The 4,496-nt window shown below is 42.4% G+C and carries 4 protein-coding genes; all 4 read left to right on the top strand.

Translation table 11 applies throughout. The features are described 5' to 3' along the window. Positions 1–291: 291 nt before the first annotated feature. The 4 genes from IQ234_RS19970 to IQ234_RS19955 all read left to right on the top strand — a co-directional run bounded on the left by IQ234_RS19970 (position 292) and on the right by IQ234_RS19955 (position 4,219). The gene (locus IQ234_RS19970) at positions 292–1,074 is read left to right on the top strand and encodes an ABC transporter ATP-binding protein (RefSeq protein ID WP_193958356.1); all 783 of its coding nucleotides are present in this window, start codon (positions 292–294) and stop codon (positions 1,072–1,074) included. 46 nt (positions 1,075–1,120) lie between these two features. Next, a complete protein-coding gene (locus tag IQ234_RS19965; RefSeq protein WP_193958355.1) occupies positions 1,121–2,455 on the top strand; it encodes an MlaD family protein in 1,335 nt (444 codons plus the stop codon). A gap of 171 nt (positions 2,456–2,626) precedes the next feature. Then, positions 2,627–3,730, top strand: coding sequence for a non-hydrolyzing UDP-N-acetylglucosamine 2-epimerase (wecB, locus tag IQ234_RS19960; RefSeq protein WP_193958354.1), 1,104 nt, complete (start codon positions 2,627–2,629; stop codon positions 3,728–3,730). A gap of 3 nt (positions 3,731–3,733) precedes the next feature. After that, positions 3,734–4,219 (top strand): crossover junction endodeoxyribonuclease RuvC, encoded by a 486-nt coding sequence (locus IQ234_RS19955; protein WP_002763127.1) that lies wholly within the window; start codon positions 3,734–3,736, stop codon positions 4,217–4,219. Positions 4,220–4,496 lie beyond the last annotated feature (277 nt).

Below are 4,496 nucleotides of genomic sequence, written 5' to 3'. Positions count from 1 at the left end.
CACTTCCCCATCTCCCTAAAATTCCAGAGGTTATAAGATAATTAGGGTTGGCTGAATAATGGTAAAACCCTTTTAAAATAAGGCTTTTGGCCTGTTAAAATCCGATGTTAGTGCTGCGAAAATCGGATTGGGATCCTCAAAAACCTGGCATTATCCTTTTTATAATACATATAGTGGTACAAAAAGAGAGGGCAACAAAGCCTGAAACGACCGGCTCCCGACTCCTGACGACCGGCTACTGACTCCTAACCCCACCAACAAACTTTTTCAGCAAGCCCTAATTAAGCGACGATGAAAGAACCGTTAATTGAATTGAGAGGAGTATCGAAAAGATTCGGGGATAACGTTATTCTCGAAGGTTTAGATTTAACCATTTATCGAGGGGAGGCCCTGGTAATTATCGGGCCGTCGGGAACAGGAAAATCGACGGTTTTACGAGTAATTGCGGGATTAACGGGGATAAATGCGGGAGAAATTCGTATTAAAGGTCAATTACGTCAGGGATTGCTAGAAGATGGTCGAGAAGCGATGCGAACTTCCTTGGTTTTTCAACAAACGGCCCTGTTTGATTCTCTCACCGTCGGGGAAAATGTCGGTTTTTATCTTTATGAACAAACTAATTTAAAAAAAGCCAGAATTAGGGAATTAGTGCAAAAAAGCCTGGAAATGGTTGGTTTACAGGGAATTAGTGACCTTTATCCCTCAGAACTATCGGGAGGAATGCGTAAACGGGTGGCTTTTGCCCGCGCTATTATCACTAATCCCGATAATCCGGCCGATAATCCCGAATTACTGCTATATGATGAACCTACCGCAGGATTAGACCCGATAGCTTCCACAATTATCGAGGATCTAGTGCGGACTCTCCATGAAAAATCGGGGTCTGCGAACACTTATGTGATGGTTTCTCACCAACAAAGTACCATCCGACGCACCGCCGATCGAGTAGTATTTCTCTATCAGGGAAAAGTGCAATGGCAGGGAGTAGTGGCAGATATCGATCGTACCGATCATCCCATGATCCGACAATTTTTTAGCGCCAGCGTTGAAGGCCCGATTAGGACAATCGTTTAAGCTAGATTAAGCTAAATTAAGAACTATCGAGAATGAGAGAAAAATCATGCAGAGTTCGCGAGCTTTACGGGAAGGAAGACTAGGTTTGTTTGCCCTAGGCGGATTATTGGTCTTTGGGGCGCTCGCTATCTGGGTTCGCGGGGGAGGATTTGGTCAAAGAACCTATCAATTAATCTTCGAGTTTGCTGACGTGGAAGGGTTACAAGTCGGGGCGCCGGTACGTTTTCGCGGGGTGAGAGTGGGAAGAATTACGAGTTTTATCCCGGGGAGTAATCAAGTGGAGGTTATTGCCGAGATCGCTTCTGCTACTTTAGTTATGCCTAGGAAGGTAACTGTTACTACCAATCTTTCCGGATTAATTGGGGAGGCAGCCATCGATATTACTCCCTTAATTTCTTTAAGTGCTGAGGCCAAAAATCTCGACCCTCTGAGTCCCGACTGTGATCAACAGCTAATTCTCTGTAATAATAGCCGTTTACAGGGGACAACAGGAACACAATTAATGTCTAGTGTTGGTCGTTTAGTGGATACTTTTACCAGTCCTGAATTTGTGGGTAATCTCAATGATGTCACCAAAAATACCGCTATAGCAGCCCAAAAAATCGCCCGTTTATCCGATGATACCTCCCAGACTATCCGTAATGCTCAAAGAGAAATTTCTCGTCTATCTTTGGAATTAGCTGCCACCAGTCGCTCGGTGACTAATACGGCTAATAATGCCTCCCGTTTTGTCAATACTTTAGATAATACTGTTCAGGAAAATCGCAGTCAAATCAGCAGAACTTTTCAACAATCTTCCCAATTAGTCGCTAATCTTAATGCTGTTCTCAGCGAAAATCGGGGACAAATTGTTAATACTCTCGATAATCTTAATCAAGCTAGTTTAGGTATTGGCAGTCTCGCTAATAATCTCAATAATACCGCCCTGAGGTTGAATGCTGGTTTGGATGAAATTGATACTAAACAAGTCATGCAAAATATCGAGACGATTTTGAATAATGCGGTGGAAACATCGAATAATTTACGAGAAATTACTAAAACTATTAACGATCCTGCTACAATTGTCGTGCTGCAAAAAACTCTCGAATCCGCTAGAGTGACTTTTGAAAATACTCAAAAAATCACCTCCGATATAGATGAGTTAATCGGTGATCCCCAATTTCGCGAGAATTTAAGACGTTTAATTGATGGCTTAAGTAATCTGCTTTCTTCTGGGGAACAATTAGAATATAATTTGCGTATCGCTCAAACTTTAGATACCATGACTCAAGAGTTAGCTAAACAAAAAGTTTTGACCATCTCTCGACCTTCTTTAAATCCTAAGCAAATGCAACTCTATCCTCAATTTATCGTTCAACAAACCCCCACCGGTGAAAAATGACAAAACAGCACAATTCAAGCGATGAATCGTGAATTATGAATGATGAATTGTGAATTATGAATTAGGGAGAATAAATAAAAATCATCTCCTGTCTCCTGTCTCCTGTCTCCTGTCTCCTATCTCCTATCTCCTGTCTCCTGACGGCTAAAATAACTGATAACTGATAATAATATGTTGAAATCAATTTGTATTACTCTTGGAACTCGTCCCGAAGCGATTAAATTAGCTCCCGTTATTCTTGCTTTTCAAGAATCGCAACAGTTTCAAACCCATGTAATTCTGACGGGACAGCATAAAGAAATGGTAGCGCAGGTGATGGAATTATTTGCTTTAAAAGCAGATGAAAATCTCGATATTATGCAAACTCGTCAAACCTTAACTGATATTACTTGCCGCAGTTTACGGGGTTTAGAAACAGTTTTTGAGCGCATAAAACCAGATTTAATTATTGTGCAAGGTGATACTACTACCGCTTTTGCTGCTGCTTTGGCGGCTTTTTATCAACAAATTCCTATCGCTCATGTGGAAGCAGGATTAAGAACGAATGATATCTATAATCCCTATCCCGAAGAAGCTAATCGTCGCCTAATTTCTCAACTGACGACCCTACATTTTGCTCCCACTACTTTAGCCGTGGAAAACTTACAAAAATCTGGGGTTACAGGAAATATTCACCACACCGGCAATACGGTTATTGATGCGTTATTAACCGTAGCCAAAACCGCACCAGAATGTCAAATTGCGGGCTTAAATTGGTCAGATTATCGGGTTTTATTAGCCACGGTTCACCGCCGGGAAAATTGGGGCGAACCCCTACAGGATATTATCAAAGGATTCACTTTGTTGTTAGAAAAATATGCCGATATAGCCCTATTATTACCCCTGCATCGCAATCCCACCGTCCGAGAACCAATTCAGTCTGCTTTGGGCAATCATCCCAGGGTATTTTTAACTGAACCTCTCGATTATGCCGAGTTAGTGGGGGCGATTCAACGCTGTTATTTATTATTAACTGATTCTGGGGGCATTCAAGAAGAAGCTCCTAGTTTAGGAAAACCGGTTTTAGTATTACGAGAAACCACGGAAAGACCGGAAGCAGTGCAAGCGGGAACAGCGAAATTAATTGGGACTAATCCCGAGCAAATTTTAGCCGCAGCGGGAGAATTATTAAGGGATAAAATCGCCTATGATCGTATGGCTAATGCCATTAATCCTTTTGGAGATGGACAAGCATCCCAAAGAATCCTCAAAATCGTCCAAGATTTTTTGGCTTAATCTATGACTACTTGGTTGGGTATCGACCCCGGATTAGCGATTGTCGGTTGGGCTATTCTCCGGGATAATAGTGAGTTAATGCCGATTTTAGTCGATTACGGCACGATCGAAACTTCTAAAAATCTTTCTACTGCCCAGCGTTTGATCGAAATTGAACGGGATTTAAAGGAGTTAATCGCAGAATATAAACCGGGGGAAATTGCAGTGGAAATGCCCTTTTTTAACCGGCAAATCAAGGCAGCCGGTGGAGTCCTGCAAGCATTGGGAATTATCAATCTGGTTAGCTGTCGCGATGGGGGAATTGAACCGATTTTTCTCCATCAAGCTAGTTGGAAATGTCATCTGGGCCATGGTAGGGCCACTAAAGCTGAGGTGGCTGAACAAATTAAGTATTTATTCGGATTGACAAAAATGCCCATTAATGATGCTGTAGATGCTATAGCGATCGCCTATGCCGCTTTCAGTGGTGTTCGCAATCAAATCTCTTGAAGTAATTTGACGTGACAACTAAAAGCTATTTTTAAGCTTGCACTATCTTAGTTCGATGGGACGGTTGAAGATAATAAGGCCTTCAAATATCTTTGATTAGCGTTGGGTTTCATGCTTCAACCGTTCGGCAAAAGCTCACGGCCGAAGCCCAACCTTGTATATTGAGAGAGGTGGTAGACCGTCCCAACCTTGGTCGGAAAAGACCGCTTCGTAGCAAGGGTCACCACCATAATCTCCCTGACAAAACTCGAACAGTCGCCGGGGTCGTGGCGAAAAC

This window comes from Microcystis aeruginosa LEGE 91341, assembly GCF_015206885.1.
Lineage (GTDB): Bacteria > Cyanobacteriota > Cyanobacteriia > Cyanobacteriales > Microcystaceae > Microcystis > Microcystis aeruginosa_H.
The sequence above is the reverse complement of the archived record's forward strand: the minus strand, read 5'-3'. Positions and strand labels throughout refer to the sequence as shown.

Coding starts and splice junctions, on each gene's coding strand:
- IQ234_RS19970 (WP_193958356.1), top strand. CDS start 292: ATGAAAGAACCGTTAATTGAATTGAGAGGAGTATCGAAAAGATTCGGG.
- IQ234_RS19965 (WP_193958355.1), top strand. CDS start 1,121: ATGCAGAGTTCGCGAGCTTTACGGGAAGGAAGACTAGGTTTGTTTGCC.
- wecB (WP_193958354.1), top strand. CDS start 2,627: ATGTTGAAATCAATTTGTATTACTCTTGGAACTCGTCCCGAAGCGATT.
- IQ234_RS19955 (WP_002763127.1), top strand. CDS start 3,734: ATGACTACTTGGTTGGGTATCGACCCCGGATTAGCGATTGTCGGTTGG.